This is a genomic window from Oleiphilus sp. HI0043, assembly GCF_001634935.1.
On record NZ_LWEY01000737.1, the window covers coordinates 1 to 847 of the forward strand.

Consider the following 847-nt stretch of genomic DNA (forward strand, 5'->3'; position numbering starts at 1 on the left):
TGTCAGCATAAACAGGCAAAAATATGACGGTTTTATTTGTTTGTGTTGACGAACTTTTGGCTCCTTTCTTCATACCTTAGATTGAAAGGCTAGTTTTTAATATTAGCTTTATATAAAGTATTTCAAGTTAATTTGTTATTTAACAATAGCTTAAGTTTAGTTTTCTAGGCTTTGCTTATCGCTTCAGGTTTTGTTTTTTCCAAAATCACCATTAGGCGCAGTTTATGCATATTCCATTAGAAATATTTATTGATGGAATAATCTCATGTCTTTTAAAGCTCTTTCCCGGCAGAAGCTAACGGGCCGCACTCTTGTTTTATTACTGTTGGCTGCCTTTGTTCTGGTGCTGGCCTTATCAAGCCTTGAACCTTTAAAGTTTTTGAACCTTCCAGGTTTGTTGCTTGTGGTTTTGGGAACTTTTACCGGGGCTGTCTTGAGTCACTCATTTGACGATTGCCTTGCCGCATTTCGACAAGCTTTTCCAAGAAATAAAGCCGAGCACTCTGACGTGGCAAACGAAGCCAATATCATTCTTCATTTTGCTCAGCTTTGGTTTAGAAACCAATACACCCTGATCGACCGGGATTTATCAAAACTGGATAAACCTTTTTTGAAAAAGGGGCTGCAGATGATCAGGGATCGCCAGCCAAGCGACGATATTCTTTCACTTCTCAATTGGCAGATTAGCCAGGTAAATTTAAATGAAGGGCGCTATATAGGCATCTTCCGCACCCTGGCGAATCTTGCACCGACTTTTGGTATTGCCGGTACCGTGCTGGCCTTGCTCAATATGGCTTTTATCTTGGAGCAGGGCAGAGCCGTTTCTGAGGCGGCAAGCCTTATGGGT

At 41.2% G+C, this 847-nt stretch carries 1 protein-coding gene; it reads left to right on the forward strand.

Annotated elements, in window-relative coordinates; genetic code table 11:
• Positions 1-265: 265 nt before the first annotated feature.
• The coding region (locus A3729_RS08555) for a MotA/TolQ/ExbB proton channel family protein (protein WP_197475703.1) at positions 266-847 on the forward strand (582 nt) is incomplete at its 3' end.